Below are 1,517 nucleotides of genomic sequence, written 5' to 3' on the forward strand. Positions count from 1 at the left end.
ATCTGCCTGCAGCTGAAAACGGGATTGTTCAGGACGGACTATGAAGATGCGGGCCGACAAGCCGTTGCACAGCGAGTCGGCGTCTGAGGTCAAACGGCTTCAACGAGAACTGCGCCGGGTCACCACGGAGCGACATCCTAAAAAAGCGCTTGGCTACTTTGCAACGGACCCGCGGTGGGGTACGCCTTTATCCTTCCCCATAGGGACGTGTACCGCGCGATGAATGTCTCGGCCAGCAGGTTCTACTGAATCGCCAGGGTTTTCTAGACATCTCTGAGCCTCAAACCTGAGCCCCAATAGGAGGAGTAAGCAAAGATACTCCTAAGAATTCAAAACCGAAGCGGTCAAACAGATCACCGGGCGTGGCCGACGTATCCGCCAGATTTGGTGTTAGCCAGCACAGCCTGTATCAGTGGATCAAGGCCCATCGAATGCCCGCGGCGCAACGACAAGCGCAAGGATTACAGACGGATGAGCTGCGGAGGCTGAAGGCCGAGCTCAAACGTGTGACCGAGGAGCGCAACATCCTAAAAAAGGCCGCAGCGTACTTTGCCAAGCAGTCCGGGTGAGGTACGCATTCATCGAGCGGCATGAACACCAGCACAGCATTCGCCGCATGTGCCTGCTCATGACCGTGCACCCCAGCGGCTACTACGCCTGGAAGTGCGATCCGGTGAGTTCTCGTGGCAAGGACGATCAACGCTTGTTGGGCCTGCTCAAGCACGCATGGCTGGAGAGTGGCGGCGTCTATGGCTATCGCAAGCTTACGATGGACATGCGCGACCTGGGAGAGCGCTGCGGCAAGCACCGCGTGGCCCGGTTGCTCAAGCTTGAAGGCCTGCGTTCACAGACCGGCTATCGACGCCGACCTGGCTCGCGTGGCGGCAAGCCAGCGGTGGTGGCACCAAACCACCTGCAGCGCCAGTTCAATGTCAGCAAGCCCAATCAGTCATCGGTGACCGACATCACCTACATCCGCACTCATTACGGGGGTTGTGCCTGAACGCCGTCATCGACCTGATCTCCAGCTAGGTAATTGGGTGGTCCATGGGGCACCGCATCGGCACTGAGTTAGTGCTCAACGCACTGCTGACGATGTTGTGGGGCAGGCAACCCAAAGCCGCTGTCACCGTCCACTCCGATCAGGGCATTCAGTTCACTGGGCATGCATGGCAAGACTTCCTGCGCGCTCACAACTTTGTCTCCAGCATGAGCCGTCGGGGCAATTGCCATGACAACGCCGTGGCCGAGAGTTTATTTTCCCAACGGCTAAAAAGTGTCTAGGGGATCCGGGGCGAGTCACAACCTAGCGGGTCGTGCAGACTTTCCCTAACGTCTTTTCTGTAACATTCGCAATTCTGGACTGCTCGTTCGACTTCCTAACCTAGTCTTATGCGACGCGCTCAGGCTCAATCTATACAATTTCTGTCATCGAATTCCTACGTTGCAGGGGTTTGTGGTCTATACTAGCGGGCTTGGCAGGAGGGAAGGGCGATGCAAGTTGTCTGGAGTGTCTG

The 1,517-nt window shown here is 57.2% G+C and carries 2 pseudogenes; both read left to right on the top strand.

Annotated features, from left to right (window positions below):
* Positions 1–31: 31 nt before the first annotated feature.
* Positions 32–246 (top strand): annotated as a pseudogene (locus tag BLT03_RS25170) (IS3 family transposase); the annotation flags it as partial.
* Between the two features lie 106 nt (positions 247–352).
* Positions 353–1,260 (top strand): annotated as a pseudogene (locus tag BLT03_RS23580) (IS3 family transposase); the annotation flags it as partial.
* Positions 1,261–1,517: the final 257 nt, after the last annotated feature.

The sequence above is a fragment of the Paracidovorax valerianellae genome (genome assembly GCF_900102625.1).
Taxonomy (GTDB): domain Bacteria; phylum Pseudomonadota; class Gammaproteobacteria; order Burkholderiales; family Burkholderiaceae_C; genus Paracidovorax; species Paracidovorax valerianellae.